The organism is Kitasatospora sp. NPDC005748 (assembly GCF_040630735.1).
GTDB lineage: Bacteria > Actinomycetota > Actinomycetes > Streptomycetales > Streptomycetaceae > Kitasatospora.
In genome coordinates this window covers 1-25,705 of record NZ_JBEXYD010000089.1, presented here as the reverse complement: position 1 = coordinate 25,705, position 25,705 = coordinate 1, and the positions used below count along the sequence as shown (strand labels likewise).

Sequence of the window (25,705 nt, the reverse complement as noted above, 5' to 3'; positions counted from 1 at the left end):
CTCGCAGCCGCCGGCTTCGGGTCGGAGGTAGGCGGCGCCGCCGAGGGTGTCCATGTAGACGCCTTCGGCGGGCTGCCCGTCGGGGGAGCGGTGGGCCCGGTCGCGGACGACTTCGCCGACCTCCGGCTGGTAGGCGGGCGTGCGGGGGCGGCTGGGCATGCGGGCTCCATTGGTTGCTGTGAGTCCCCGAGTTGTTGCGGGGTGTAGCCATGGTGGCCCGAGTGGCTCTACGATTGCCAGGGTCTAACCTTGACTGTTCGGTCTGGTTATGGGGGTCAATATTCATGGCAGCCAACGAGCTTGACGCAACCTCATCGCCGCTAGCGAGGTTCGGCGCAGAACTTCGCAGGTCAAGGCGGGCCATGCGGTGGTCGCAGACCGAACTCGGGCTGCGGATGGGTTACTCGAATGCGATGGTCTCGTACGTCGAACGAGCGAAGAAGTCTGTAACTCATAGCTTCGCAGTTAAGGCTGATGAGGTGTTCGAGACAGGTGGGACGTTCCATGAGCTGTGGCGCCGGTACTCCAAGGCCAGTCTCTTGGAGGGCTTCCCGGAGTTCGCTGATGCGGAAGCGCGTTGCCGTCGACTGCGTACCTTTGCGCTGACGATCGTGACAGGGCTATTGCAGGTGCCCGAGTACGCCGAGGCGCTGGCTCGTGCTGCTGTCCAGAGGGGGGCGATCACACGGTCCGAGGCTGAGGAGCGCGTCGAGTTCCTGGCAACACGTCAGCGCCTCCTGAGTAAAGAGAAAGCGCCCCTGATCCACGCAGTACTGGACGAGAGTTGCTTGGTTCGGCAGGTCGGTGGGCAGGGCATCATGTTGAAACAGCTCGATCGCTTGGCGGAGTTGGCTGCTCAGCCGAACATCACCGTTCAGGTCGCCCCGTTTGACCTCGGAGAGAATCTGCCGTTCGCACTGCCAGTGACCTTGCTGGACCTCCCGGACGGTTCGGTCGTCGGTTATGCCGAGTCGCATGCTCGCGGCCATCTTGAGCGAACCCGCGAGACGGTCACGGGTTGGGAGAGACAGTACGATCAGTTGGTGGTGGAAGCGCTGCCCAAGGCGGCATCCCTGGCACTGATCCACAAGGCTCGGAAGGAGCTAGCCCCATGAACCCTGATCTCTCCGGCGCATCCTGGGCCAAGTCGTCGTACTCCACCAATGGTGGCGAGTGCGTGGAGGTCTCCGCGAGCGTTCCGGGTGCTGTCCCCGTGCGCGACTCCAAGGACCCCGAGGGCCCCGCGCTCGTCTTCCCCAACGATGCCTGGCAGTCGTTCATCGCCGGTGTGCGTACGGGTGAGTTCGGCGCCGTCTGAGCTTGCCTGCGTGTGAGGGCCCCGACCGGCGACCCGGTCGGGGCCCTTTCCACCGGATGTCCCGGGTGCGAAACCCCAGGTTGTTGGGGTACCGGGGGCCCGGGCGGCGTCCAAGACTGTGGCTATGGACACCATCGAGCAGACCCGAACCACAGACAACCGGGAGATCGTGTGTGCCTTCATCGACGCACTGTTCACCCAGGGCGACCTCGCGGCGGTCGACGAGTACCTCGCCGAGGACTTCCTCGACCACGACCCGCCGGTCGGCGCCGACACCAGCCGTGAGGGCATGCGCGCGGCCGCCGTGCTGTTCCGCGGCGCGTTCCCCGACTGGCACGCCATGCCCGACTTCCTCGTCGCCGAGGGTGACATGGTCGTGGAGCACTTCAGCGCCAGTGGCACCCAGCGTGGCGAGATCTTCGGCGCGCCGCCCACCGGCCGTACCGTCACGCTGCGGGGGATCAACATCTTCCGGATCCGGGAGGGCCGCATCGTCGAGCGCTGGGGCCGGCTCGACGAGCTGGGGCTGCTGCGCCAGCTCGGGCTCGTCCCGGGCCCGGGGTAGTCGGGCGGCGTACGCTGATGTACGTGGTGGCAGGCGCGGTCGTGGAACGCCGACTCGCCGACATCGAGCGACGGTGCCGCAGCGGGCTGGACACCGCCGCGCTGGGCACGGAGATCGTCGGCCGTCTGCGCCGGGTGGTGCCGGCCGAGGCGGCCTTCTCCGCGACCGTCGATCCGGTAACGCTGCTGTTCACCTCGGCGACCGCCGAGGACCCGCTCGGCCCCGCGACGGGGCTGTTCCTCGACAACGAGTTCGGGCAGGCGGACGTCAACAAGTTCGCGGGCCTCGCCGGCGCGGCGGATCCGGTCGGGTCGCTGGACCGGGCCACCGAGGGCAGCCGGACGGACAGCGCCCGCTACCGGGAGATCATGGCCCCGCTGGGGCTAGGCGACGAACTGCGCGCCGCTCTGGTCACCGGGCACCGCTGCTGGGGAGTGCTCTGCCTGCACCGGGAGGCCTCCTCCCCGGGCTTCACCGAGGAGGAGATCGCCCTGGTCCGACGCGTCGCTCCGGTTCTGGCGGCCGGTCTGCGCACGGCGGTGACCGCGCTACCGCCTCCGAACGCCACCACCGGCCCGGACGGGGTGGGCCTCATCCTGCTCGACTCCGCGCTCAGGACGGTGTCCATGAGCCCCGAGGCCGAGCAGTGGCTGACCGACCTCCCCGACGGCGACCGGCAGGACGCGGGTCTGCTCCCGGTCAGCGTGCTCGCGGCCGCCGCCGGGCCGGTGCCCTCGACCGTCCGCGTCCGAGGGCGCTCCGGCCGGTGGCTCGCCCTGCACACCAGTCGCCTGGGCGCGCAGATCGGCGTGGTGGTGGAACCGGCCCGACCGGCGGAACTCGGCGCGGTCCTGCTCAGCGCCCACGGACTCACCGACGCTCAGACCCGGGTCGCCGCCCTGGTCATCCGGGGGCGGTCCACCCGCCAGCTGGTCGACGAACTCCACATCTCCGCCAACACCGTGCAGGAGCACCTGACCGCCGTCTTCGACAAGTTCGGTGTGCGCAGTCGCCGCGAGCTGGTGGCCGTGGTGCTGGCGGACCTGTCCGGGTTCGCCTAACGACCGGTCCTCGTGGCGGGTGACCGCTTCGTCGGGGCCGAACTGCGGTGGACCGCCTCAAGGAGCCGGCGCAGTGCCGGGGGAGGCGGGCCGCTGCGCACCGCGAGTGACGTGGTGACGGTGAGGCCCGCGAGTGGGCGGTAGGCGATCCGGGGGACCGGGGGCAGGCCGGACACCCGGTAGAGGACCGTCCACGAGGGCGCGTCGTCGGCGATCTCGGTGAGCGTCTCGCGCAGCGTGGTGAACGGCGGCCCGGTGACCGGTGTGCCGAGGTCGGCCGCCTGCCAAGCGGCGGTGATCAGGTCGTGGAAGGGCGGGTTCCGCGCGCGCGGGGCCAGGCGCAGCGGCAGGTCGCGCAGGTCGGCCGGGCGAAGCGGATCGAGCGCGGCCGCCGGGTGGCCGGCCGGCAGGGCGGCGTACAGCGGGTCGCTCCAGAGCGGGAGCAGCTCCAGCCCGGGGACGGCGGCCGGGCCGCGTACGAAGGCGGCGTCCAGCGTGCCCGAGCGGACTTGGGCGAGCCGTTCCGGCGGGGCGGCCCGGGTGAGCCGGACGCGCAGCTGCGGCGCGAGGTCCGACAGCGCGGACAGGACGTCGTAGAGCCGGTCGCCGGGCCCGTGGACGGCGCCGAGCCGGAGTACGCCCTCGGCCCCGGCCGCGATCTCGGCCGCCACCCGGCGGGTGCGGTCGGCCGCCGCGAGGACGGCGCGGGCCTCCGGCAGCAGGCGCTCACCGGCGGCGGTCGGCCGGACGCGCCGGGTCGAACGGTCGAAGAGGATCACCCCCAGCTCGCGCTCCAGCCGCATGACCTGCTGGCTGACGGCCGACTGCACGATGCCCAGCCGATCGGCGGCGCGCCCGAACCCGCCCTCGTCGGCCACCGCCACCGCGTACGCCAGTTGCCGGAGTTCCATGCTCCCCGTCCGTCGTCGTCTTCCGCCGCGTCCCCGACCGATCGCGATCACTGATCGGTGTCATCGCCAACTGCTCCTGGTTCGCCCGCTATTCCCGCGTTCGAATGGATCCGATCAGTCGCTTACCCACGAAGGACGTACCGATGCCGACCCCGTACCCCACCACCCCCGCAGCGATCCGCGAGCCGCTGCTCGTCCGGGCGGGCGACGCCGAGCGCGTCGCCCTGTCCGCGGGCAGCGCCTTCCACCTGCTGGCCGACGGCGGCGGCAGTGGTGCCGACGCGCCGGGCGGCGGAGCGTTCGGCGTCAACCGCCTCGTCCTGGCGGAGGGGGCGGACGGCGCCCGGCCGCACTTCCACGCGCGGTCCTCCGAGCTGTTCTACGTGCTCGGCGGCGTCGCGGAGTTCCTGCTGGGTGACCGGTCCAGGACCGCCGCCGTGGGTGACCTGGTGGTCGTCCCGCCCGGGCTGCCGCACGCCTTCGGCGCGGCACCCGGCCGGACCGCCGCCCTGCTCGTGGTGATGACACCCGCGGTGGAGCGCTTCGGGTACTTCCGCCATCTCGGCCGGGTCGCCGCCGGGCTGGACACCTTCGACCGGCTCCTCCCCGAACAGGACCGCTACGACGTGCACTTCACGGATCCCGCGCTCTGGCAGCAGGCCCGGTCCCGCGCCTGAACCGGACACCTGGGCCGGCGTGTGGTCTCGGCGGTGTGGTCCCGGCCGCTGTCAGTGCGGCGTGAGAGGCTCGCCGCATGGCGATCACGGTCGAAGAGGTGCGCACCCTGGCCCGGTCCCTGCCGCGTACCGAGGAGGCGCTGGTCAGGGACCGGGTCAAGTTCCGGGTCCGGGGGATCGTCTACCTGGCGTTCTCGCGGGACGAGACGGTCATGGGCTTCGCCTTCCCCAAGGAGGAGCGGGTGGCCCTGGTCGCGGCCGAGCCGCAGAAGTTCCTGATGCCGGAGCCGGCGGACGAGCGGTTCAACTGGGTGCAGGTCCGCACGGACGTCGTCGACGCGGCCGAGATGCGTGAACTGGTCGTCGAGGCCTGGCGGATGGTCGTCCCGAAGAAGGTCGCGGCCGAGTACCTGGGGGAGAGCGGCGCGTCGTAGCGCTCAGGCCCGTGCCGCGGGCCGGTGGGTCCAGAGCCAGTGGCCGGAGGCGCCGGTGGCCAGCAGGCCGGGCCCGCCCTGCCCGTTGCCCAGGGGATCACCGCCCTGCATCATGAAGTCCTCGATCGCGCACCCGGCCCGAAGAGGAAACCGCCGGGCGGGGTGCTATCCCGGGATGAAGCCGTCGTCGGAGAGCATCGCCCTCACTTCGTCGATCGAGGCGTCGGAAGCGGGGAGAATCAGCTCCGACGGCTCCAGGGCATCGTCCGGCAACGGTGTGCCAAGCCTTCGTACAGCGTCCAGCAGTTCGCCGAGCGCGCGCCGGAATCCCTCGTCGTCCCCGCTCTCGATCTCGTTGAGAAGCTCATCGTCCAGCCGGTTCAGCTCGGTGAAGACGCTGTCCGCCAGCTTCACCTGGCCCTCGCCCTGGATCCTCGCGATCATCGGTGTCTCCCATGTCTTCCGTCGATCTGTCAGGCGCTCGCTCGTCGGCACCTGATCGCAGTTGCAGGTCCACAGTGCGGCAATGCGCGGGGCGCGGCCCGGCAACGCACCGGTGCGTGTGGCGCTCCCGTGGCAACGAGTTCGTCGAGGTCGGCGACCCCAGCGGGCCAGAGCACCCACAGCGTGTCGTGCCGGCCCCGGTCGCGCCCGCCCGTGTGCCGGCCGCTCCTCCGTACGTGGCCGGCGGCGTGGGCCGGGTCAGGGAAGGAGCCGGGCGTGGTGGACGGCGGGGGAACCGGGGCCGGGGGCGAGTGGGCCCGGCACCGGGGGGCCGGTGACGCTCTTGGTGTCATCGTCGTCGTCCGTGAACGTCGACGTGATCGAGCCCGCGGCCGAGGAGAGCACGCCGATCACGAGGAACGCCACCAGCAGGCCGCGCCCGCCGCTGCTCAGCACCAGGGGGTGGGTCCCCGACACCGGCCCGCTCGGCGCGGTGGTCGGCTCGTCGCCGAACAGCCGCTTCGGATAGGCGGAGGTGAGCATCAGCAGATACGCCAGGTACCGCATCCGGTAGCGCAGGATCGCCGCGGTGGCCTCGAACAGGGCCTGCGGCATCCGGCCCAGGATCAGGACCACCAGCCAGCTGATGAAGGCGACCGTCCACCAGCCGCTGTACAGCACGGCCTGGATGATCATCGCGGGGATGGCCAGGATGATCCGGAAGAACACCGCGAGCCGGTTGAGCTCACCGGGCCGCAGTTCGACCTGTACCGGGTAGCCCGGGGTCCGGAACGCGAAGGGCGGGTAGCGGTCGTGGGTGAGCAGCAGGTACGCGTTCACCCGGGTCTCGTAGGGGACGTACCCCGACAGGTAGTCGGCGGCGAAGCCCGGTAGCCGGCCGAGGAACAGCGCACCGAACCAGCCGATCACGGTGACGAAGAACGCCACCACCGACAGCGCCCAGACCACGATGAACTGCGGGATCAGCAACAGGATCCGCACCAGCACGGTGAGCCGGTTCTGCGGGCCCGGCGGGGACATGTCCAGCACCGGCAGCCACTCGCTGTCCGAGGGAGCGGGCGCGGGGGGAGCCTGCCACATCCGGGCCTCCAGGTCTCGACACCAGGCACGGCGGTACACCGCCGTGTGCTCCGAAGATCGCAGCCGCCCGGCGCCTTCGCGCGCTGCGCTGGGCCACCCGGGCGACCGCCGTGCGGCGCGGAACGCTGTCGCCCGGGCCGGCCCGCGCCCTCGGGTGCCCCGCTGGGCGCGGCTGATTCGTACACTTCCGATGGTTCGGGTGATCGAGCTCGCGCCTTGAATGGTCTCGTATGGATCAGGGTCGATCAGTTTCTGGCATCGAGCCTCTCGCCCCGGTGTCGGGAGGAATGATCGCAACGGCGGTCGGCCGTGCCGCTGCTGTGTCATGTCTCGGCCATGCAGTGCTCATGTGTGGGGGTACCCGGTTGCCAGCCATCGACGACCACGACGACCACGACGACCACGACGACCGCTTCTGGGGCCGTGACGGGCAGGACGGCCATCACCGACCTGCCGACCGCTTCGACTTCGACGACCACGCGGACCGTCGCCATGCGGACCGTCGCCATGCGGACCGTGTGCACGCGGGCCGCGACCGCGAGGACCGTGAGGACGACGACGGTGCCGAGCACGACGCCCTCGCGGACTTCGACGAGTTCCTCCGGATCTCCGCCGGCCTCACCGGCTTCGACGAAGGGGAACTGCGCGCCACCGGCATGGCCCACGAGCACCACCGCACCCTGCTGGCCCGCCGGGTCCGCGACGAACACGCCCTCGTCCACCTCTGGTACGTCGGCGCCTGGCCCGGCGAACAGCCCTCCTCGCCCCGCGCCTACGACCGGGGCCTGATGTGGCGCACCTTCCAGGGCGCCGCCCCCGGCACCGCCGCGCCCGGACACGGCAGCTGGGCCGAGGCGCCGCAGTACGGCGGCGGCCGATGAGCGCGCGCTGGGACGCCGTCGTGGTCGGCGCGGGCTTCGCCGGCTCGCTGGTCGCCGAGCGGCTCGGAGCGCAGGGCTGGCGCGTCCTCGTCCTGGAGGCCGGGCGGGCCTGAACGGCTGACTCGCCGTCCGGCACCCCGCCCGCCTCCGGAGCCGCTGTCAGCCCCCCGGACGACGGTCATCTCGGAACAGCACATTCGTCCGGTGTACTTGGGACGGCGGCACGGGTACCGCGTTGAACTGACACCGGATCGTTGCCGCGATCCGGCTCTCACCAGCAAGAACGCCCTCAGGCTCTACATACGATCACCCCTGTGAATGAAACGCATGGCATAGCCCAATGGATGATCCACCTGCTCTGGGAAGACACGGTCAAGAAGCTCGGGGTCGTTGCTCTCATCGTTGTCGGGATAGGCTCCCTCGCCCGGATCGAGCGGGCACGACGAGCAGCGGGGCGCTGATCCGTCCGGGGCGTGACGTCCCGGACGGAAGTGTGTGGACGGCGATGCCGCTGCACGGCGTCGGCGACACCTGCCCGGCACCACCCCCCTACCGCGCGCACCACCCCGGCGGGCCCCTGAGGCAACCGGCCCGTCCCGGCCGGGGCATTCCTCAGGAGGTGTGGTCGGGCCAGGGGATGGCGGTGGCGACCGGGGCGGTGTAGTCGATGCCGGGCACCGAGAAGCCGTAGAGGCGGCGGACCTCGGCGCGGAACCAGTCGAGGTCGGCCAGGTCGGCGATGGTCGCCGTGGTCGCGCTCTCCCAGCGGGCTGCGACGGCGGCCTGGACGTCGTCGGTCAGTTCGAAGGTGTCCAGGCGGACCCGGCCCTCGTCGTCCAGGGCGAGCGGGGCGGTGCCGGTGAGCTGGTCCCACAGGGCGGCGAGCTGGTGGATCGGCGGGACGAGGCCGCCCCCGAGGACGCCGCGCAGCAGGCCGGTGTAGAGGGCGATGCCGGGGATTGCGGTGGAGGACTGGGTGACGGCGGCGCCGTTGACGGAGGTCACGGCCCGCCCGCCCACCGTCCTGCCGAGCCGCGCGTCGAGGGTGCGGGCGGTGGCCTCCAGGTGGGCCTTGGCCGCGCCGATGGTGCCCTGCCGGTAGATCGCCGCCGTCAGCGACGAGCCGATGTAGGAGAGCGCGGCGGTGCTGAACCCCTCGGCGAGCAGCCCCCGCCCGGCGAGGTGGTCGATCCAGCGTTCCCAGTCGGCGCCGCCCATCACGGCCACGGTCTGTGCCACGTCGTCGCCCTCGGCCGGCCCGGTCTCGACCTCGCGGACCTCGGGCACGCCGTCCTCGTCGAAGACCAGGGTCTTGGTGCGGTTCACCCCGCCGATCGGCTTGAGGACCGAGGCGTAGGTGGTGCCGGTCTCCGGGTCGGTACGCCGGGGCGCGGCCACCGAGTAGATCAGGTGGTCCAGTCGGCCGCCGAACCGCTGCTCCACGAGATCGGCGACCTGCTCCTTCATCGCGTCGGAGAACGCGTCACCGTTGAGGAAGACCATGTCCCGCCCGGCGGCGCGGGCCAGGTCGGCGGTGGCGGCGGTGCGGTACCAGTCGGCCGTCGCGGTGCGGCGTGCGGTGGGGGCCTTCTCGAAGGACACACCGATACCGCGGATACCCGCCCGCTTGAGACCGGCGAGCGTGGCCGCCAGACCGTACCCGGCGGAGGAACCGATGACCAGCGCCACCGGCCCGTCGCCCTCCGGCGGAGCGGCCGGGGCGGGGCACGCCTGCCACATGTCGGCCACCGACTGCCCGCACCCGGCCGGGTGGGAGTCGAGAAAGAGGAAACCCCGGTTGCGGGGAGTGAGAACACGCTCGTTCACGATGGCAGTCCTTGGGTCGGCCGTGACAGGAGCGCGGCGGCCGACCGGGCCACCGCGCCCTGCCAGTCTGTGCCAGGTCGCATGCGGGCCATGGGCCCTGCCAGGAACAATGATCGCGAGACGATCTTGGAGTGTTTCCACCATGTACGGCCGGGCGAGGAGCGGCCCCGACCTGCTGGCCAGGGCCGCTCGGGGGGAGTTCCGCGCTCGCGCCCGGTGGTCCCGGCGGGGCCGGGTGGACGTTCTCGGGCAGCGCTCGGTGGACCGGTCAGTCCTGCGACCGGCCCACCGGGAGCGGCTCCTCGCCACCGGACACCGCGGCCTCCGACTCCCACTCGGCGTGGACGCCGCTCTCCCCGCCGGCGGCGGCCGGCTCCTCCTCGGAAGGGTCCGGAGCCCGTGACCAGCGGCCGGCGAGGAGCGTGCCGGCGATCAGCTGGAGCTGGTGGTACACCATCAACGGCATCACCAGCAGCCCGGCCTGCGGTCCGAACAGGACGGTCGCCATCGGCAGGCCGTTCGCCAGGCTCTTCTGTGAGCCGCAGAGGACGGCCGCGATGCCGGACGCCCGGTCGAGCCCCAGCAGGCGGGCGCCGAGCCCGGTGAGGGCGAGGGTGGTGGCGAGCAGGGCGAGCAGCACCGCCAGCAGGCCGAGCAGGGCGGTGGGGGTGGTCATGCTCCAGATGCCCTGGGCCACCGCCGCGCTGAAGGCGGTGTAGACGACGAGCAGGATCGACCCCCGGTCCACCGGGGTGAGGAGGCGTTTGTGCCTGGTGAGGAACCCGCCGATCCTCGGGCGCAGCGCCTGCCCGAGGAGGAACGGCGCGAGCAGCTGCGCACCGATCCGCAGCAGGCCGTCGGCGGACAGGGCGGTGTGGGCGCCCAGCAACCAGGCGGCCAGCAGCGGCGTGAGGAGCAGGCCGGCGAGGCTGGAGTAGGTGCCCGCGCAAATGGCAGCCGGGACGTTGCCGCGAGCGGCGCCGGTGAGCGCCACCGAGGACTGCACCGTCGACGGGACGAGGCAGAGGAACAGCACGCCGGTCTGCAACTGCTCGGTGAGCGGACGGGGTGCCAGGGCGGCGGTGGCGAGCCCGAGCAGGGGGAAGAGGACGAAGGTGCAGGCCAGGACCAGGCCGTGCAGCCGGAGGTGGCGCAGCCCGGCCAGCGTCTCGCGGGCGGAGAGCCGGGCCCCGTACAGGAAGAAGAGCAAGCCGACCGCGAGGTCGCAGGCCAGCTCCGCCCCCCGGGCGGCCCGACCGGTGGCGGGCAGCAAGGTGGCGAGCAGGACGGTACCCGCCAGCGCCGCCACGTACGGGTCGAGCCCGCGCAGCCGGAGCCCGCGTCGAGCCGGAGCGGGCCCGGGCGGCGCGGCCGCCGGGCCGTCCGACCCCGCACTCGGGCCCGCTGCCACGGCCTCCGGGCCGTCCGGCCCCGCAGCAGCCCGATCCGGCGGGCCGGGCGGGCCCGACGAACCTTGCTGATCCGGCGTACCCGGCGGGCCGGCCCCGGGCCCATGAGCCCGGTGCCGGAGCCCGCCGCTCATTCGTCGCTCCCTGCCGACGAGTCGACCGCGGTGACCGGCGCGATCCCCAGCACCGTGCCCACCAGGGCATTGGCCGGCCCCTGGTCACTGCCCGCCGTGCCCTGTCCGGACTGCAGGTTGCCCGACTTGTCGATCTCCAGGAGCGAGTCGGTGCTCACCAACGAGTCCGAGTGGGAGTTGTCGATCACGGTGATCAGGCTGCCGCCCGCCACCGCGGGCGAGGCCGCCCCACCGAGCAGAACGCAGGCGCCGAACAGAGCAGCGACGGCCGGAGGCCACAGGGCCCGACGCCTCGGAGATACCTCCCCGGCCGACACCGGTGCGCGATTCGGTGCCGGCCCGCGCGGGACCGAACGGCCCCGCCGCGAGTCGCCCGACGCCGAGCTTCCCGACGCCGAGCCCCCCGACACCGGGCCGTCCGACGCCGGGCCGTCCGACACCGGGCCCGGCCGCGCCCCGCCGCGCGATGCGGACGTCACGCTCCTACCGCCTCGCGCCGGCGCGGGCGGGCGATGTTCCGCTCCAGCAGCTCGGTGGACTCCCGGACCCCGATCTGGGGGCTGTCCTCGGCGGGGGCCGGGAGTCGGCCGTCGGCCACCTTCAGCCCGGCCAGCGCCTCGTCCATCGCGCGGTGCGCCGCGAACAGGCAGGGGGTGCTGTAGATGGCGACGTCGACGCCGAGCTCGCCCAGCTCGGAGAGCGAGAGCCGGGGGGACTTGCCACCGGCGATCTGGTTGAACAGCAGCGGCTTGTCCCCCACGACCCGCCGGATCCGGCGGATCCACTCCTCGCTGCGCACTCCGTCCACCAGGACGATGTCGGCGTCGGTGGCCGCGAGCGCCTCGGCCCGCAGCAGGATGTCACTCTCCTCGGTGGCATCCGTCCGGGCCACCACCACGAGGTCGGTGCGGGCGGCGAGGACCTGGTCGAGCTTCTCCAGGTACTCCTCCAGCGGCAGGACCTGCTTGCCGTCGGCGTGACCGCAGCGGCGCGGGCGCTTCTGGTCCTCCAGGATGACGCCGGAGGCGCCGATCCGCTCCAGCCTGCGCACCACGTGGCAGGCCACCTCCGGATCGACGTAGCCGTCGTCGATGTCGACCAGGAGGTGGTGCTGCGGGAACGCGCCGCGCAGCCGCTCGACGAAGGCCACCATGTCGGGCCAGGCGATGAAGCCGATGTCCGGCAGGCCGTAGTAGGACGCCGCGAAGCCGAAGCCCGAGACGAACATGCCGTTGTAGTGCTCGGCCGCGATCGAGGCCGAGTACATGTCGTAGACGCCGATGAGCGGGGTCGTCCCCTGGGCCGCGACGTCCTCGCGGAGGCGCTGCCCGTAGCCCGGCGCCGTGTCTTCGTGAAGCATTGCCTTCTCCTCACCTGCCGAGGTGGGGCGCGGCGCGGCGGGCGGCGGGACCGGCTGACAGTCGGCCACCGCCCGGGCGCGACGCGCACCGGACTTTGCCTGAACTTGGCCATCACTAGGGCCAAATGAGGCACTCTCACTATGCGGCCTTTAATGTTCCGTGGGCAAATCTTTAAATGAAGTTCCCCCGTGTGAGTGATGCGCAGTCATATCAATCGGAATGGCGTAGGAGAATCCGCCGTGCGCGCGCAGGGCACGCAGGGCACGCCGGGGCCCGGCCTCCGGATCCCGGCCGGCCGCTCCGCGCCCCTGGGGCCGTGTCGGTCCTGACCACCGGTCAGGCGTCGTCCTCGCCGAGCACGTCGTCCTCGCCGAGCCTCAGCCACCCGCCGACGACGTACCAGTGGCCGCCCGCGCGCAGGTGGTCCACCAGGGCCCGCTGGAGCGGGGTGTCCCGGGGCAGCGACTCCAGCGGCCGGCCGCTGTCGCCGAAGACGTAGCGGAGCGGGTTGTCGTCCGCCGGCTCGCCCGGCGGACGCAGCGGGGTGAACCGTTTCTGGAACCGGACGATGTTGGAGTCCGCCGGCAGGTGGCGGCGCAGCTGAGGGTCCAGCAGCCAGGAGGAGATGAACGCCGTCGGGTACGGCTCGGTGGGGAAGTGCCGGGCGAAGAAGTCGCGGGCCCGGGCCAGCGCACGGTCGCAGGCCTCGGCGGAGAGCGGTCCGCTGTGGTCGGGGATGTGCAACTGCAGGCTCCACGGGCCGAACCCGGCCGCGGCCGCCGATTCGGCGTCCGCCCCGGTGAGCCGCTTGCGCTGGAACTGGAGCCGGCCGAGCTGGTACAGCTCGCCCCGGAAGTGCAGGGTCAGCCAGGAGGGGTTGCCCAGCCCGCCGGGGTGGCCCCGCCAACGGCTCACCACCAGCTGCCGGCCGAGGTCGGCCAGGGTGCTCCTGGTCACCGCCGGGCCGATCCCGAGGGCACGGTGGTACGCCCGGGCGTGCGGGGCGAGGGCGACGAAGAGCAGGGTCAGGAGGTGTCCGTCCGCCTCGAACCCCGCCGGCCGGCTGCCATGGAGACCCGACGGCCGGCCGAGCGTCCCGACCGCCGCCACCTGCTCGCGCAGGGCCTCGTCGAACGCGGCCCGCAGCCCGCCGTCCCGGGCCAGCCGGGTGCGCGCGGCCAGGACGGCGTTCACCTCCTCGAACGGGACGGCGAGTTCGAGCAGCGCCTCGGGCAGCTGCTCCGCGTCCGGCAGCGTGACCGGCTCCAACGCGACCTCCTCAGGGCCCGACGGCGACCCGCCGACCCTATCGGTGCGGTGTGGTGCGGTGCGGCCGCCGAGTCCGGGGAGGGGCCAAGCGCGGGCCCGGGGCGGGCCGAGGGAGGGCCGGGGCTCAGCGCACCAGCGCGAACACCACGGCGCAGACACCGCCGAGCGCCGTCCCGGCGAGCACCTGCGCGGCCGTGTGGGCCTTCAGCACCAGCCGCGACCAGCCCACCGCCACCGGCGCGGCCGCCGCGACCGGCAGCGCCGCCGGGCCGAACGCCAGCACCAGGATCATCGCGGTGCCCCCCGCCACGGCGTTGTGCAGGGATATCTGCCACCAGACCGTGACGGCGAGCGCCGACACCAGGCCGGCCAGCATCGCCACGACCAGGGCGGCGACCTCCGCCGGGGCGTCCAGCGCGTACAGCAGGGCCACGCCCGCCACCACCGACAGCAGGCTGGCGGCCATCGGGACGACGCGCTGGCGGCGGACCCGGAGGTGCTTGTCGGTCAGCGCGCCGCGCCGCACCCCGAGGGCGATGATGCCGAGCGGCACCACGCCGCAGAACAGCGCGGCCAGCAGGCCCCAGCCGGCCCCGGACCAGCCCTCGGTGCTGTGCGCGCCGACGAGCAGCAGCAGGGCGATGACCAGATGGGCGGGCGCCAGCGATTCGGTGAGGACCCGCGCGACCCGTTCGCGTGGTGAGGCGGTGGCGAAGGCCGGCGGCTCGGGAGGCAGGAAGACGCTCATCCGGGCAGCTCGGAGGGGGTCGGCGTGGTGGTGGTCCGGTGCATCGCGACAGCCTACCGAGCGGGATCGATGCCATCCGCCCGGCCCCGGCGGGAGGGGCGGCCGGCCCTGCCCGTCCCGGCCGGGGGCCGCCCGCCCCTCCCCGCGAACGCCGGCGCGGGATCAGCCGGTACGGACCACCGGCCGGCCCGCACGGCGATCGCGCAGCGCCTGGAGCAGCCGCCTGGTCGCGCGGGTGGCGACCGGCGGCAGCAGGTCCAGCGCCAGGCGCCGCGGGGCCGAGCGGTGCGCCTGGGCCGCGCCCGGCTTGACCGCGTACTTCAGCCGCACCACCCGCGCACCGGCGATGGCGTCCTCGTCCACCGTGTAGCCGCCGGCCCGCCAGTCCCGGCCGAGCAGTACCCGCTGGAGTTCCTCGGCGTCCCCCCAAGTCCCGTAGAACTTCATGGGGGTGAGCAGCACGGGCCGCAGCCCGCCGGTGAACACCGCCTGCCAGACCGCCGCCGAGACGCCCGGGGTGTGCTCCGAGCGGTAGTCGTCGAGCGCGACCAGCCCGTTCTCGCCCAGTGCCGCCCGGGCGACCTCGATGTCCCCGGCCACGTGCTCGTAGAGGTGCGAGGCGTCGATGTGGACGAAGCGGCAACTGCCGTCCGGGATCCGGCGGTCGGCCAGTACCGAGGTGGGGGCCTGCACGATGACCGGCAACCGCGGGTGGAACGTGAGGTAGTTGGCCTCGAAGGCGCTCCTGGTCAGGGTCTTGCGGTAGGACATCGTCATCTCGGCGGCGTTGTCGGCGTCGCCCGCTTCGGAGTCGAACAGGTCGCAGACGGTCAGCTGCTCGCCGGGCCGGAGGTGGTCCCCGAGCAGGACGGCGCTCCGGCCGAGGTAGGTGCCCAGTTCGAGGATGTCGCCGGTGTGCCCGGCCGCGCTCTGTTCGGTGAGGAAGTGGGCGAAGGCCTCCTGGTCGACCTTGAAGAACCAGCCGGGGATGCCGTCGCGCGTCAGCTGCTGCGGGCGGGCGGTTCCGGTGTCGGCAGTGGGCACGGCGGCCTCCAGGGGTGCGGGCATGGCCCGGCGCGTACGGTTCACCCCGCGGCGGCGCCATGGTGTGAGGCGGATCATCATAGCGACGACACGCCCCAGTTGCGCCAGGCCCGGGACAGGAATCGGCGGACCGTTTCGCACCCTTGTCCGGGGGCCCGAGCACGCCCCGGGCGACCGCGGGCGGCGGCCCTTCCGCGCCCCCCACCGCCCGCCTCAGGACGCCCGGCCGCCCTCCAGTTCGGCGATCGTCCCGGCCAGCCAGGCCCGCTCGGCGGCGCCGGACGCGCGGGCGACCAGCAGCATGCCGCGCCGGAACGGGCTGGACTCCTGCTCGGCCGCGACCGGCCGGCCCTGCGCGTCGTAGAAGAAGCTGCTCGGTGCCTCAAGGAACGCCAGCCGGCGCCGCAGGACCGTGGCCTGCGCGACCGGGTCGGTGAGGCGGTCGAGGAAGGCGGCCACGGTGAAGAAGCGGATCTGGTCGGAGATCTCGGCCTCGGCCGGGTCGGCCAGCCGGCGCTCCAGTTCGGCCCGGCCCGCCGCGGTGAGCTCCAGGACCTGCCGCGGCGCGGCACCGCTGCCGGGCTCGCTGCGGCGCTCCAGCAGTCCGGCCTTCTCCAGACGGGCGATGGCGGGGTAGAGGGCGCCGTCGCTGACCGGCCGGGCGTGGCCGGTCAGGCCGGTGATCCGTGACTTCAACTCGTAGCCGTGCAGCGGCTCGTCGTACAGGAAGCCGAGGATCGCGAGGGTGAGCACCGGTGAAGCCCTTCCGTCGTCGCACGCGCCGTTCGGGCGTCATGGTACCTCTTGCCGATGTGCCTCTAAACGATGTATCTCTGTTCGAGACACCAAGAGACACCAAGAGACACCAAGAGGGCGGCCGAGCGCTGCTGACGGAACCGGGGGGCGACGTGCGAGGACATCTGCCGAGGCTGATCGGATTGGCGGGGCCGGTCTACGCCGGACTCCTGTCCGGGGTGATCGCCTCGGTCATCAGCACGTACTGGGTCGGCGGGCTCGGCGCGCCCGCCGTCGCCGCCGTCACCCTCGCGGGCACCGTAGAGAACCTGCTGCTGGGCCTGGTCCTGGTGGTCGCCTCCGGCACCACCGTCCGGATCTCGCACGCCGTCGGCGCCGGGGACCGCGCGGCGGCCGGCCGGACCGCGCGGGCGGCCTGGCGGCTCTGCGCCCTCGGCAGCCTGCTGCTCGCCGTCCCCGGCTTCCTGCTGCGCCACCCGATCGCGGACGCCTTCCTGGACGGCCCCGCCGCCGGACTCGCCGCGGACTACTTCGCGATCGCCTTCCCCGCCGCCGGACTCTTCTTCGGCCAGCGGGTGGCCGACGAGCTCTTCAAGGGCACCGGTGACACCCGGACGCCGATGCGGCTCGCCCTGCTGACCAACGCCCTGCTGCTCCTCCTCGACCCGCTGCTGATCCTCGGACCCGGACCGTTCCCGGCCCTCGGCGTGAGGGGCGCGGCGCTCGCCCTGACCACCGCGCGCGCCCTCACCTTCGCCGTCACGCTGCTGCTCCGGCGCCGGCGCCGCCGGACCGCGCCCCCGGCGGGCGGGCTCCTGCCGGAGGCCCGCCGGATCGTCTCCGCCGGAGCCTCGTTCGGCCTCGACTTCACCGCCCGGATGGGCGTCGGCACGGTGCAGCTCGCCCTGGTCGCGTCCTTCGGCGTACCGGCGGTCGCCGGCTACGGCGTGGGCTACCGCGTGATGCTGGTCGTGACCATGGCCTTCTACGCCGTACGGCAGGCCGCCGCCATCGAGGCGGCCCGGCTGACCGGCGCGGGCGACACGGCGGGGCTGCGCACCCTGGGCCGTGACACCGCCCGGCTGGCCGGCGCCCTCGGCGCGGGCGCCGCCGTCCTCTGCGCGGCGCTCGCGGTGCCGGTGACCGCGCTCTTCACCCGGGACGACGCGGTCGCCGCCCAGGCCGTCGGCTACCTGCGGATGGCCGGGCTCTACGTACTGCCCTACGCCCTGGTGGTGACCCTCGGCGGCGTGCTCCAGGCCACCGGCGCGGGCCGCCGCCTGGTGACGGCCAGCCTGCTCGGACTCGCCGTCCAACTCGCCGCCGGTGTGGCCCTGTCGGTGCCGCTCGGGGTGAACGGCCTCTGGACCGGCATGGCGGTGGGCGCGCTGACCCAGCTGATCCTGATGCGCCTGCCGGCCCCGAACCGCCGCCGAACCCCCGGCCCGGTGGGCGAGCCCGCCGAGCCGGTCGGCGCGGCCGAACCCACCGGGCAGACCCCGCTTCGGGCCCCGGTGGAGTGACGCCCACCCCGATCCGCGGGTGAGCAACCGGTCTCCGTGGCGCGGCGCCGTCCATCGGGTACGTGGAGATCGCCGAAGTCGTCGACAACTCGACGGCGTGAAGCGATCGACGGGCCCGAGGGCACCGACCGAAGGGCCGTACGCCCGTGCGGGGGAGGGGCCGGTTCAGTGCCCCGGCCGCGTCGCCTCCACCACCCCCGCCGCCCGGGCCCGGGCCCGGGTCGGGAGGCGGGTGGCGAGCAGGACGCCGACCGCCGCCGTGGCCGCGAGGACCAGCAGGGCCGGGCCCATGGCGGTCACGAGCGGACGGCCGGCGGTGAGGGTGGTCGCGGCGGCGGTCCCCAGGGCCGGGCCGATGTTCATCACGGTCTGCTGGAGCCCGCCGGCGACGCCCGCGTCCGCCACCGAGGCGTCGCGGACGAGGGCGGCCGTCGCGGTGACCATCACCGCCCCGAACCCGCTGCCCAGCAGGAGGAAGCTGCCGCCGATCGCGACGGCCCCGGAGGACTCGTCGAACCGGGCCGCGAGCAGGGTGCCGAGCGTGAGCAGCAGCATCCCGGCCCCGGCGGTGGCCCGCGCCCCGTGGCGGCGCATCAGCACCGCGGCGGCCGGGGCGGCGGCGACCATCGTGACGGCCAGCGGCAACGCCCGGACGCCGGACTGGAACGGGTCCAGCCCGAGCACGTCCTGGAGGAAGTAGGTGGCCAGGAACAGCGTCCCGAAGAGCGCCGCGGACGCGGTCAGCAGCACCCCGAGCGAGGACGCGACGGTGGGCGAGGCGAACACCCGCGGCGGCAGCAACGGGTGTGCCGCGCGCCGCTGTTGGTGGACGAAGGCGGTGCCGAGCAGGGCCGCGGCGAGCAGGCCGAACACGGTGGCGGCCGGCCGGCCGTGCTCGGGCACCCCGACGAGCGTGTGCACCAGGCAGACCAGCGCCGCCGCGAGCAGGGCGGCGCCCGGCAGGTCGAGCGCGCGCAGGGCGCCGACGGACCGGTCGGTGGGTGGCTGCGGAATCCGCACGGCCAGCGCGGCGAGCCCGGCCGCGACGGCGGGGAGGACGGTGAGGAAGAAGACCGCCCGCCAGCCCAGTTGGGCGGTCAGCGCCCCGCCGACGACCGGTCCGGCGGCGGCCGCCAGGCCGATCGCGCTGGTGCGAAGGGCGATCGGCATCGCGAGCCGGTCGGCCGGGTAGGCCGCGCGCAGCATGCCCAGGGTGGCGGGCTGCAGCAGCGCGCCCGCCACGCCCTGGGCGACGCGCAGGCCGATCACCCAGCCGATGCCGGGCGCCAGGCCGATCCCGGCCGAGGCGGCGGCGAAGCCCAGCACGCCCACGGCGAAGACGCGTTGGTGGCCGTAGCGGTCACCCAGCCGGCCGGCGAAGACCAGCAGGCTCGCCACCGCGATCAGGTAGGCGGTGCTGGTCCACTGGACGGCGGTGAAGGAGGCGTTGAGGTCGTGCTGCATGGCGGGCCGGGCGACGGTGAGGACGGTGCCGTCCAGGGCCACGATGGAGGCGCCGGTGATGCTCCCGGCGAGGGTGAGGCGCCGGCGGGCGGGCGTGTTCACCGGGCCTCCGGGCCCAGGTGGGCGGCCAGGGCGGCGTGCAGCAGCGGCTCGATGTCGTCGCTGCCGGTGGCGAGTTGGAGGCTGCCCCAGGCGCGGAGCTGGGCGAGCCCGTGCAGGTTGGCCCAGAGTGCGGCTGCCGCCGCCGCGGGCTCCGCGCCGCTCGGTGGCCGCACCTCGGCGACCAGGGCGGTGAAGGTCCGGAAGAGCGGGAGGCTGGTCTGCCGCAGGCCGATGCCGCTGCCCTCCAGCAGGTCGTGGCGGAACATCAGCTCGAACATGCCGGGCTGGGCGGCGGCGAAGCCGAGGTAGCCGCGGGCGAGTGCGGCGAGCCGCTCGCGCGGGCCCGGGCCCGCGCCGGCCGTCGCACGGGTGAGGTCCGCGGCCAGCTCGTCGAAGCCGTGCCGGGCGATGGCGGACAGCAGCTCGACGTGGGTGGCGAAGTAGCGGCGCGGCGCGCCGTGCGAGACGCCGGCCTGGCGGGCGATCTCGCGCAGCGAGAGCGCGTGGACCCCCTGAGCCGTCACCAGTTCGACGCCGGCCGCCACCAGCCGGGCGCGCAGGCCCGAACCCTGATCAGTCATAGACACTGTCTACCAGGAGCGAGTAGACAGCGTCTACTCGCCGTCGCGGGGGTGGGCCGGGCAGAATCGGCGGTATGGACGAAGGCGGCGAATCGGCGTGCTGGCTGGACCGGGTCTGCCCGGAGTGCGGCCGGCTGCGCGAGCGGGCCGGGCGGCAGCCCTGCGAGAACTGCGGTGCGGTGCCGGACCCCGAGCCCGGCCGCCGGCCCGGGGCGGGCCGGGAGCCCGGCCCCGGGGCGGACCGGTCCGACTGATCCGCCCCGGGGCCCCGGCCTCAGCGCGGCAGCCCGTTGGCCGGCTGCTCCTGCGCGAACCCGTCCTGCGCGAACCCGTCCTGAACGAGCTCCGCCGGCTCCGGTCCCTCGAACGTGATCGCCTCCGGCACCGTGGCGGCGTCGCTCGCCCCGGCGTCGGGCAGCCGTTCGGCGCCCGGCGAGACCCGGGCCGCCGGAGCCCAGCGCCCGCGCAGCGCCCCGAGGCGCTCCACCGCGGGCTGGGTGTACCGGGCCGCGAGCGGGCCGGTGACCACCAGGATCAGCACGTACGCGGTGGCGAACGGCCCGAGTTCGGGCTCGATGCCCGCGGTGACGGCCAGACCGGCGATGACGATGGAGAACTCCCCGCGCGAGACCAGGGCGCCGCCGGCCCGCCAGCGGCCGCGTTCGCCGATCCCGGCCCGGCGGGCGGCCCAGTACCCCGTCGCCACCTTGGTGAGCGCGGTGACCACGGCCAGCAGCAGCGCGGGCAGCAGGACGGGCGGGATGCTCGTCGGGTCCGTGCTGAGCCCGAAGAAGACGAAGAAGACTGCCGCGAAGAGGTCCCGCAACGGGCTGAGCAGGGTGTGCGCGCCCTCGGCGGCCTCGCCGGAGAGGGCGATGCCGACCAGGAACGCCCCGACCGCGGCGGACACCTGGAGCTGCTGCGCGAGGCCGGCCACCAGCAGGGTCAGTCCGAGGACGACCAGCAGCAGCTTCTCCGGGTCGTCGTGCGAGACGAACTTCGAGATCACCCGGCCGTAGCGGAGCGCGACGAAGAGCACGGCGCCCGCGGTGGCGAGCGCGATGGCGAGGGTGAGCGAGCCGGCGAGCAGGCCGGCGCCGGCCAGCAGCGCGGTCAGGATCGGCAGGTAGACGGCCATCGCGAGGTCCTCCAGCACCAGGATGCTGAGGATCACCGGGGTCTCCCGGTTGCCGAGCCGGCCGAGGTCGCCGAGCACCTTGGCGATCACCCCGGAGGAGGAGATCCAGGTGACCCCGGCCAGTACCACGGCGGCGACCGGGCCCCAGCCGAGGAGCAGGGCGGCGGCCGCGCCGGGCAGTGCGTTGAGCACGAAGTCGACGGCGCCGGCCGGGTACTGGGCCTTGAGGTTGGTCACCAGGTCGGCGGCGGTGTACTCCAGACCCAGCATCAGCAGCAGCAGGACGACGCCGATCTCGGCGCCGGTGGCCACGAACTCCTCACTGGCGCTGAGCGGCAGCAGGCCGCCCTTGCCGAAGGCCAGTCCGCCGAGCAGGTAGAGCGGGATGGGCGAGAACCCGTACCGGCCGGCTATTCGGCCGAGCAGGCCGAGGACCAGGATGACCGAGCCGAGTTCGATGAAGACGCTTGCGGTGTGCATCCGATCACTCCCTGCCCAGGATCGCGGCGGCGGCGTCCACGCCCTCGCGCGTGCCGATCACGATCAGGATGTCCCCGCCGGCCAGCCGGAAGTCGGGGGTCGGGGAGGGCACGGCGCCGGTGCGGCGCAGCACGGCGACGATCGAGGCGCCGGTCTCGGTGCGCATCCGGGTCTCGCCGAGCACCCGGCCGTTCCAGTGCGAGGCGCCCTCGACGGGGAGGCGTTCGGCGACCAGGCCCAGGTCGGTGGTGTGCAGCAGGCCCGGGTTGTGGTGAGCGGGGGTCAGGGCGTCGACCAGGGCGGTGGACTCCTCGGCCGTCAGCCGGAACGCCTGGGCGCAGGCGTCGGGGTCGTCCGAGCGGTAGACGTTGAGGCTGCGTGAGCCGTCCCGGTGGGCGATGACGGACAGGTGCCGTTGTTCTCGGGTGGTGAGGTCGTACTGGACGCCGACGCCGGGCAGGGGAGTGGTCCGGACACGGGGGATCGACACGGCGGCTGTCCTCTCGTCAGGGCTTCCCGCTGGCGTGCGCGACGTCCGCCGGAACAGGGCCGGCCGTCCGCCGGAACTGGGCCGGCCCGGCGGGGCGGCCGCTCACCCGGACGGGTGAACGGCCGCCCCGCCGTGTGCGACACGCGGAAGCGCTACCGTGCCAATGGTAATGACTGTGTAAAGCCCTCCTGGTGGGAGGGTCCCCGCGGGCGCCCGTACGGTCCGAGTGGAGCGCTCGTCCGGCCGTGGACGCGCGGTACCCCGGCCGGGTGCGCGCGTGGTCGCGCTCACCCGGCCGGGGTACCGGACCCGTGTGTCCGGACTGCGTCGGCGGGCTACTGGGGAGGCTGGTCGCGGAACTGGTCCTTGACCTTGTCCTGGGCCGTGTCGACGTGGCCGCTGTACTTGCCCTGGGTCCGTTGGTCGACGGTGTCACCGGCCTTGTCGACGGCCTTGTCCGCCTGGTCCTCGTGGCCCTTCAGCATCTGCTTGATCTTGTCGATCATGGACATTCGGTCACCCTCCTGGATGAGACGGCCCCTCCCCTCCAGGATCACCGCGCCGCCGGATGTCCGCATCCGGTCAGCTTTCGCGGCAGGGTTGGCAAGGTGGCCCGGGGCATGTCAAATCGGGATCTCCATGGACTCTCGGAAGGACCTGCCGTGAATGCTCGGACCCGCCGCCCGACCGCCTCACCCCGCCCGGGCGCTGCCCGCACCACCCGGGTCGCGAGCTCCGCGCTGGCGGTCGCGGCCCTGGTGACCCCGCTGCTGCTGGTCGGCGCCGGGAGCGCCGCGGCCGCACCGGACCCGGGCCGCAAGGGAGCCAAGCTGGCCGCCCGGCTCGTCGAGGAGAGCAGCGCCGGCAGCGCCCGCCGGACGCTGGCCGCACTGCAGCGGATCGCGGACCGCAACGGCGGCAACCGGGTGGCGGGCTCCCGCGGCCACGACGAGTCGGCGCGCTACGTCTACGAGCAGGCCCGCCAGGCCGGTCTGAAGGTGTCGAAGCAGGAATTCGAGTACACCTTCTTCCAGGCCCTCGCGCAGAAACTGACGGTGGTGTCCCCCCAGGCCGAGGATGTACCGGTGATCGCCATGACGTACTCCGTCGGCGGCCCGGCGGCCGGTCTGACCGCCCCGCTCGCGGTCGTCCCGGCGGACGCCACCACCGGCTGCGAGGCGGGGGACTACGCGGCCGGCGCGTTCACCGGCCGGATCGCGCTGATCAAGCGCGGCGGCTGCAGCTTCGCCGTCAAGGCGGCCGCGGCGGCGGACGCCGGTGCGACCGGCGTCCTCGTCTACAACAACACCGACGGCGACCTCAACGGCACCCTCGGGGAGCCGACCGCCGGCCGCGTCCCGACCGGCGGGATCAGCAGGGCGGCGGGCGAGGCGCTGGTCGCCAAGGCCGCCGCCGGGCCGGTCACGGTGAGCCTGGACATCCGTACCCTCATGGAGAAGCGCAAGACCTGGAACGTCATCGCCGAGACCCGCGGCGGCGATCCGGCGAACACCGTCGTCATCGGCTCCCACCTGGACTCCGTGGTGGCGGGCCCGGGCATCAACGACAACGGCTCCGGCTCGGCGGGCGTCCTGGAGGTGGCGAAGAACCTCGGCGACCGGCCGGTCAGGAACAAGGTCAGGTTCGCCTGGTGGTCGGCCGAGGAGTTCGGCCTCAAGGGCTCCGAGGCCTACGTGGCGTCACTCTCCGCGGCCGAGCAGAAGAAGATCAAGCTCTATCTGAACTTCGACATGATCGCCTCGCCCAACTCCGCCCAGTTCGTCTACGACGGCGACGACTCCGACCACGTCGGCTCCGGCCCCGGCCCGGACGGCTCGGCGCAACTGGAGCGGCGCATCACCGACTACCTGGACCGCCGGGGCCTGCCGCACGAGGGCACCGACTTCACCGGCCGCTCCGACTACGGCCCGTTCATCGACGCGGGGATCCCGGCGGGCGGCACCGACACCGGCGCCGAGGTGATCAAGTCCGCGGCGCAGGCGGCGCGTTACGGCGGCACGGCCGGGGTGGCGTTCGACACGTGCTACCACAAGGCCTGCGACAACCTGGGCAACCTCGACCTGTTGGCCTTCGACGTCAACATCGACGTGATCGCCGACGCCGTCGGCACCTACGCCTGGGACCTCTCCTCGCTGCACGCGCCGGTGGCGCCGCAGCACACCGAGGGGCAGGCCGGCAGCGGTGGCGGCCTCCACGAGGGCCACACCCACGAGGTCTCGGCCTGACCGCCCGGGGCCCCGCCACCGGGCGGGGCCCCGGCGCCGGCCCGTTCCCCGCCGTTCCCCGCTGCGCCGCGCCCTTTCCCCGTCGCGCTCCCGGGCCGCACCCGGACGGCGGCCGATCGGCCGGGGCCGATGAGTGCGCCGCCCGGGCTGCTGACACCATGGCACCGAGATCACGTCACCGTGACACCCTCGGAGGAGTCAGCATCATGAGCACGCACTACGACGTCGTCGTCCTCGGCGCGGGTCCCGGCGGCTACACCGCCGCCGTCCGGGCCGCCCAGCTGGGCCTGCGGACCGCCGTCATCGAGGCCAAGTACTGGGGCGGGGTCTGTCTCAACGTCGGCTGCATCCCCTCCAAGGCCCTGCTGCGCAACGCCGAGCTGGCGCACATCTTCACCAAGGAGGCCAAGACCTTCGGCATCAAGGTCGAGGGCACGGTGAGCTTCGACTTCGGCGAGGCGTTCCGCCGCAGCCGGACCGTCGCCGACGGCCGGGTCAAGGGCGTCCACTACCTGATGAAGAAGAACGGCATCACCGAGTACGACGGCCGGGGCACCTTCGTCGACGACCGCACCCTCCAGGTCGCGCTGAGCGGCGGCGGCTTCGAGGTCGTCACCTTCGACCACTGCGTCATCGCGGCCGGCGCCACCACCCGGCTGCTCCCCGGCACCAGCCTCAGCGAGCGCGTGGTCACCTACGAGGAGCAGATCCTCACCGAGGAGCTGCCGGGCAGCATCATCATCGCGGGCGCCGGCGCGATCGGCGTCGAGTTCGCGTACGTGCTGCACAACTACGGCGTGAAGGTCACCATCGTCGAGTTCCTCGACCGGATGGTGCCGCTGGAGGACGCCGAGGTCTCCGCCGAGCTCGGCAAGCAGTACCGCAAGCTCGGCATCGAGGTGCTCACCTCGACCCGGGTGGAGTCGATCGACGACAGCGACCCGGCCGCCAAGGTCAGGGTCACCGTCACCCGCGACGGTCAGCAGCAGGTGCTGGAGGCCGACAAGGTGCTCCAGGCGATCGGCTTCGCGCCCCGGGTGAACGGCTACGGCCTGGAGAACACCGGGGTGAAGCTCACCGACCGCGGCGCGATCGACGTCGACGGCCGGGGCCGCACCAGCGTCGACCACATCTTCGCGATCGGTGACGTGACGGCCAAGCTGATGCTGGCCCACGCGGCCGAGTCGATGGGCGTGATCGCCGCCGAGACCATCGGCGGGGCCGAGACCATGGAGCTCGACTTCGTGATGATCCCGCGCGCCACCTACTGCCAGCCGCAGATCGCCAGCTTCGGGTACACCGAGGCGCAGGCCCGCGAGCAGGGGTACGACGTCAAGGTCGCCAAGTTCCCGTTCACCGCCAACGGCAAGGCGCACGGGCTCGGCCACCCGATCGGCTTCGTCAAGGTGATCAGCGACGGCAAGCACGGCGAGCTGCTGGGCGCCCACCTGATCGGCCCCGAGGTCACCGAGCTGCTGCCGGAGCTGACGCTGGCCCAGCAGTGGGACCTCACCGTGCACGAGGTGGCCCGCAACGTGCACGCCCACCCGACGCTCGGCGAGGCGGTCAAGGAGGCCGTCCACGGCCTGGCCGGGCACATGATCAACATGTGACGAGGGCTCACCCGGGAGCGCGCTCCCGGGGTGCCGGGCGGCATGGGCATGTCCGACCTCTACGGCCCGGCCGACGAGGCCGAGAGCATCGCGACCGTGCACGCCGCACTCGACGCGGGCATCACCCT

Annotated in this window: 28 protein-coding genes; 12 read left to right on the top strand and 16 right to left on the bottom strand. The window is 73.3% G+C overall.

Translation table 11 applies throughout. The annotated features are described in order from the left end of the window. Positions 1 to 284 precede the first annotated feature (284 nt). The 4 genes from ABZ495_RS34630 (at position 285) to ABZ495_RS34615 (ending at position 2,944) form a co-directional block, all read left to right on the top strand. Positions 285 to 1,115, top strand: a complete 831-nt coding sequence (locus ABZ495_RS34630) for a helix-turn-helix transcriptional regulator (protein WP_359811147.1) — start codon at positions 285 to 287, stop codon at positions 1,113 to 1,115. Next, positions 1,112 to 1,318: a DUF397 domain-containing protein gene (locus tag ABZ495_RS34625; protein ID WP_359811150.1), complete on the top strand. Its 207-nt coding sequence runs from the start codon at positions 1,112 to 1,114 to the stop codon at positions 1,316 to 1,318. The genes ABZ495_RS34630 and ABZ495_RS34625 overlap by 4 nt, the downstream gene beginning before the upstream one ends. A 124-nt stretch (positions 1,319 to 1,442) precedes the next feature. Beyond that, on the top strand, positions 1,443 to 1,883 hold the full coding sequence (locus tag ABZ495_RS34620; RefSeq protein ID WP_359839877.1) for an ester cyclase: 441 nt from the start codon (positions 1,443 to 1,445) through the stop codon (positions 1,881 to 1,883). Between the two features lie 23 nt (positions 1,884 to 1,906). Continuing rightward, positions 1,907 to 2,944, top strand: coding sequence for a LuxR C-terminal-related transcriptional regulator (locus ABZ495_RS34615; protein ID WP_359839875.1), 1,038 nt, complete (start codon positions 1,907 to 1,909; stop codon positions 2,942 to 2,944). On the opposite strand, the gene ABZ495_RS34610 is transcribed toward ABZ495_RS34615, so the two are convergent. Further along, a complete protein-coding gene (locus ABZ495_RS34610) occupies positions 2,941 to 3,855 on the bottom strand; it encodes a LysR family transcriptional regulator (RefSeq protein ID WP_359839873.1) in 915 nt (304 codons plus the stop codon). The genes ABZ495_RS34615 and ABZ495_RS34610 overlap by 4 nt on opposite strands. 143 nt (positions 3,856 to 3,998) lie before the next feature. Between ABZ495_RS34610 and ABZ495_RS34605 the strand changes: the two genes are divergently transcribed. Both ABZ495_RS34605 and ABZ495_RS34600 read left to right on the top strand, forming a co-directional pair. Next, the gene (locus ABZ495_RS34605) at positions 3,999 to 4,532 is read left to right on the top strand and encodes a cupin domain-containing protein (protein ID WP_359839871.1); all 534 of its coding nucleotides are present in this window, start codon (positions 3,999 to 4,001) and stop codon (positions 4,530 to 4,532) included. Positions 4,533 to 4,609: 77 nt separating this feature from the next. Then, positions 4,610 to 4,966, top strand: a complete 357-nt coding sequence (locus ABZ495_RS34600; RefSeq protein ID WP_359811164.1) for an MmcQ/YjbR family DNA-binding protein — start codon at positions 4,610 to 4,612, stop codon at positions 4,964 to 4,966. Positions 4,967 to 5,131: 165 nt separating this feature from the next. Here ABZ495_RS34600 and ABZ495_RS34595 read toward each other — a convergent pair whose 3' ends face one another. Further along, positions 5,132 to 5,410 (bottom strand): hypothetical protein, encoded by a 279-nt coding sequence (locus ABZ495_RS34595; protein WP_359839869.1) that lies wholly within the window; start codon positions 5,408 to 5,410, stop codon positions 5,132 to 5,134. A 258-nt stretch (positions 5,411 to 5,668) separates the two neighbouring features. Continuing rightward, a complete protein-coding gene (locus tag ABZ495_RS34590) occupies positions 5,669 to 6,511 on the bottom strand; it encodes a DUF4389 domain-containing protein (protein ID WP_359811167.1) in 843 nt (280 codons plus the stop codon). 365 nt (positions 6,512 to 6,876) lie between these two features. Between ABZ495_RS34590 and ABZ495_RS34585 the strand changes: the two genes are divergently transcribed. Then, positions 6,877 to 7,392: a hypothetical protein gene (locus ABZ495_RS34585; RefSeq protein ID WP_359839867.1), complete on the top strand. Its 516-nt coding sequence runs from the start codon at positions 6,877 to 6,879 to the stop codon at positions 7,390 to 7,392. After that, a complete protein-coding gene (locus ABZ495_RS34580; protein ID WP_359811172.1) occupies positions 7,389 to 7,505 on the top strand; it encodes an NAD(P)-binding protein in 117 nt (38 codons plus the stop codon). The genes ABZ495_RS34585 and ABZ495_RS34580 overlap by 4 nt, the downstream gene beginning before the upstream one ends. A 499-nt stretch (positions 7,506 to 8,004) precedes the next feature. On the opposite strand, the gene fabV is transcribed toward ABZ495_RS34580, so the two are convergent. The 8 genes from fabV to ABZ495_RS34540 form a co-directional block, all read right to left on the bottom strand. Beyond that, a complete protein-coding gene (gene fabV / locus ABZ495_RS34575) occupies positions 8,005 to 9,219 on the bottom strand; it encodes an enoyl-[acyl-carrier-protein] reductase FabV (RefSeq protein ID WP_359839865.1) in 1,215 nt (404 codons plus the stop codon). A gap of 268 nt (positions 9,220 to 9,487) precedes the next feature. Continuing rightward, entirely contained in the window at positions 9,488 to 10,549 is a 1,062-nt protein-coding gene (locus ABZ495_RS34570) for a bile acid:sodium symporter family protein (protein WP_359839881.1), read from the bottom strand. A gap of 209 nt (positions 10,550 to 10,758) precedes the next feature. After that, a complete protein-coding gene (locus tag ABZ495_RS34565; protein WP_329485823.1) occupies positions 10,759 to 10,950 on the bottom strand; it encodes a hypothetical protein in 192 nt (63 codons plus the stop codon). Positions 10,951 to 11,237: 287 nt separating this feature from the next. Next, the gene (locus ABZ495_RS34560) at positions 11,238 to 12,122 is read right to left on the bottom strand and encodes an isocitrate lyase/PEP mutase family protein (protein ID WP_359839863.1); all 885 of its coding nucleotides are present in this window, start codon (positions 12,120 to 12,122) and stop codon (positions 11,238 to 11,240) included. Positions 12,123 to 12,459: 337 nt separating this feature from the next. Beyond that, a complete protein-coding gene (locus tag ABZ495_RS34555) occupies positions 12,460 to 13,392 on the bottom strand; it encodes an acyltransferase domain-containing protein (protein WP_359839861.1) in 933 nt (310 codons plus the stop codon). 124 nt (positions 13,393 to 13,516) lie between these two features. Beyond that, the gene (locus ABZ495_RS34550) at positions 13,517 to 14,140 is read right to left on the bottom strand and encodes a hypothetical protein (RefSeq protein ID WP_359839859.1); all 624 of its coding nucleotides are present in this window, start codon (positions 14,138 to 14,140) and stop codon (positions 13,517 to 13,519) included. Between the two features lie 162 nt (positions 14,141 to 14,302). Then, positions 14,303 to 15,208 carry a class I SAM-dependent methyltransferase gene (locus tag ABZ495_RS34545; RefSeq protein ID WP_352296764.1) on the bottom strand — a complete coding sequence of 302 codons (906 nt, stop codon included), beginning with the start codon at positions 15,206 to 15,208 and terminating at the stop codon, positions 14,303 to 14,305. A 189-nt stretch (positions 15,209 to 15,397) separates the two neighbouring features. Continuing rightward, on the bottom strand, positions 15,398 to 15,937 hold the full coding sequence (locus ABZ495_RS34540; RefSeq protein ID WP_359839857.1) for a PadR family transcriptional regulator: 540 nt from the start codon (positions 15,935 to 15,937) through the stop codon (positions 15,398 to 15,400). A gap of 155 nt (positions 15,938 to 16,092) precedes the next feature. Here ABZ495_RS34540 and ABZ495_RS34535 point away from each other — a divergent pair, with 155 nt between their 5' ends. Beyond that, positions 16,093 to 17,463, top strand: a complete 1,371-nt coding sequence (locus ABZ495_RS34535) for an MATE family efflux transporter (RefSeq protein ID WP_359839855.1) — start codon at positions 16,093 to 16,095, stop codon at positions 17,461 to 17,463. 165 nt (positions 17,464 to 17,628) lie between these two features. On the opposite strand, the gene ABZ495_RS34530 is transcribed toward ABZ495_RS34535, so the two are convergent. Continuing rightward, positions 17,629 to 19,029 (bottom strand): MFS transporter, encoded by a 1,401-nt coding sequence (locus ABZ495_RS34530; protein ID WP_359839853.1) that lies wholly within the window; start codon positions 19,027 to 19,029, stop codon positions 17,629 to 17,631. Next, positions 19,026 to 19,610, bottom strand: a complete 585-nt coding sequence (locus tag ABZ495_RS34525; protein ID WP_359839851.1) for a TetR/AcrR family transcriptional regulator — start codon at positions 19,608 to 19,610, stop codon at positions 19,026 to 19,028. The genes ABZ495_RS34530 and ABZ495_RS34525 overlap by 4 nt, the downstream gene beginning before the upstream one ends. Before the next feature lie 74 nt (positions 19,611 to 19,684). On the opposite strand from ABZ495_RS34525, the gene ABZ495_RS34520 reads away from it, so the two are divergent. Continuing rightward, positions 19,685 to 19,864 carry a hypothetical protein gene (locus ABZ495_RS34520; protein WP_359839849.1) on the top strand — a complete coding sequence of 60 codons (180 nt, stop codon included), beginning with the start codon at positions 19,685 to 19,687 and terminating at the stop codon, positions 19,862 to 19,864. 20 nt (positions 19,865 to 19,884) lie between these two features. Here ABZ495_RS34520 and ABZ495_RS34515 read toward each other — a convergent pair whose 3' ends face one another. The 3 genes from ABZ495_RS34515 to ABZ495_RS34505 all read right to left on the bottom strand — a co-directional run bounded on the left by ABZ495_RS34515 (position 19,885) and on the right by ABZ495_RS34505 (position 22,230). Further along, a complete protein-coding gene (locus ABZ495_RS34515) occupies positions 19,885 to 21,228 on the bottom strand; it encodes a cation:proton antiporter (protein WP_359811200.1) in 1,344 nt (447 codons plus the stop codon). Between the two features lie 4 nt (positions 21,229 to 21,232). Beyond that, positions 21,233 to 21,718, bottom strand: coding sequence for a TrkA C-terminal domain-containing protein (locus tag ABZ495_RS34510; protein ID WP_359811203.1), 486 nt, complete (start codon positions 21,716 to 21,718; stop codon positions 21,233 to 21,235). A 335-nt stretch (positions 21,719 to 22,053) separates the two neighbouring features. Then, the gene (locus ABZ495_RS34505) at positions 22,054 to 22,230 is read right to left on the bottom strand and encodes an antitoxin (RefSeq protein ID WP_352296742.1); all 177 of its coding nucleotides are present in this window, start codon (positions 22,228 to 22,230) and stop codon (positions 22,054 to 22,056) included. A gap of 246 nt (positions 22,231 to 22,476) precedes the next feature. Between ABZ495_RS34505 and ABZ495_RS34500 the strand changes: the two genes are divergently transcribed. Beyond that, positions 22,477 to 23,964 (top strand): M28 family metallopeptidase, encoded by a 1,488-nt coding sequence (locus tag ABZ495_RS34500; protein ID WP_359839879.1) that lies wholly within the window; start codon positions 22,477 to 22,479, stop codon positions 23,962 to 23,964. A gap of 206 nt (positions 23,965 to 24,170) precedes the next feature. Continuing rightward, complete coding sequence (lpdA, locus tag ABZ495_RS34495; RefSeq protein WP_359811206.1) at positions 24,171 to 25,577, top strand: dihydrolipoyl dehydrogenase; 1,407 nt, start codon at positions 24,171 to 24,173, stop codon at positions 25,575 to 25,577. The last annotated feature ends 128 nt before the right edge of the window (positions 25,578 to 25,705 follow it).

Excerpts from the sequence above, each read along its gene's own strand:
- ABZ495_RS34630 (WP_359811147.1), top strand. The coding sequence starts at position 285 with ATGGCAGCCAACGAGCTTGACGCAACCTCATCGCCGCTAGCGAGGTTC.
- ABZ495_RS34625 (WP_359811150.1), top strand. The coding sequence starts at position 1,112 with ATGAACCCTGATCTCTCCGGCGCATCCTGGGCCAAGTCGTCGTACTCC.
- ABZ495_RS34620 (WP_359839877.1), top strand. The coding sequence starts at position 1,443 with ATGGACACCATCGAGCAGACCCGAACCACAGACAACCGGGAGATCGTG.
- ABZ495_RS34610 (WP_359839873.1), bottom strand. The coding sequence starts at position 3,855 with ATGGAACTCCGGCAACTGGCGTACGCGGTGGCGGTGGCCGACGAGGGC.
- ABZ495_RS34605 (WP_359839871.1), top strand. The coding sequence starts at position 3,999 with ATGCCGACCCCGTACCCCACCACCCCCGCAGCGATCCGCGAGCCGCTG.
- ABZ495_RS34600 (WP_359811164.1), top strand. The coding sequence starts at position 4,610 with ATGGCGATCACGGTCGAAGAGGTGCGCACCCTGGCCCGGTCCCTGCCG.
- ABZ495_RS34595 (WP_359839869.1), bottom strand. The coding sequence starts at position 5,410 with ATGATCGCGAGGATCCAGGGCGAGGGCCAGGTGAAGCTGGCGGACAGC.
- ABZ495_RS34590 (WP_359811167.1), bottom strand. The coding sequence starts at position 6,511 with ATGTGGCAGGCTCCCCCCGCGCCCGCTCCCTCGGACAGCGAGTGGCTG.
- ABZ495_RS34580 (WP_359811172.1), top strand. The coding sequence starts at position 7,389 with ATGAGCGCGCGCTGGGACGCCGTCGTGGTCGGCGCGGGCTTCGCCGGC.
- ABZ495_RS34560 (WP_359839863.1), bottom strand. The coding sequence starts at position 12,122 with ATGCTTCACGAAGACACGGCGCCGGGCTACGGGCAGCGCCTCCGCGAG.
- ABZ495_RS34550 (WP_359839859.1), bottom strand. The coding sequence starts at position 14,140 with ATGAGCGTCTTCCTGCCTCCCGAGCCGCCGGCCTTCGCCACCGCCTCA.
- ABZ495_RS34545 (WP_352296764.1), bottom strand. The coding sequence starts at position 15,208 with ATGCCCGCACCCCTGGAGGCCGCCGTGCCCACTGCCGACACCGGAACC.
- ABZ495_RS34525 (WP_359839851.1), bottom strand. The coding sequence starts at position 19,610 with ATGACTGATCAGGGTTCGGGCCTGCGCGCCCGGCTGGTGGCGGCCGGC.
- ABZ495_RS34520 (WP_359839849.1), top strand. The coding sequence starts at position 19,685 with ATGGACGAAGGCGGCGAATCGGCGTGCTGGCTGGACCGGGTCTGCCCG.
- ABZ495_RS34515 (WP_359811200.1), bottom strand. The coding sequence starts at position 21,228 with ATGCACACCGCAAGCGTCTTCATCGAACTCGGCTCGGTCATCCTGGTC.
- ABZ495_RS34505 (WP_352296742.1), bottom strand. The coding sequence starts at position 22,230 with ATGTCCATGATCGACAAGATCAAGCAGATGCTGAAGGGCCACGAGGAC.
- lpdA (WP_359811206.1), top strand. The coding sequence starts at position 24,171 with ATGAGCACGCACTACGACGTCGTCGTCCTCGGCGCGGGTCCCGGCGGC.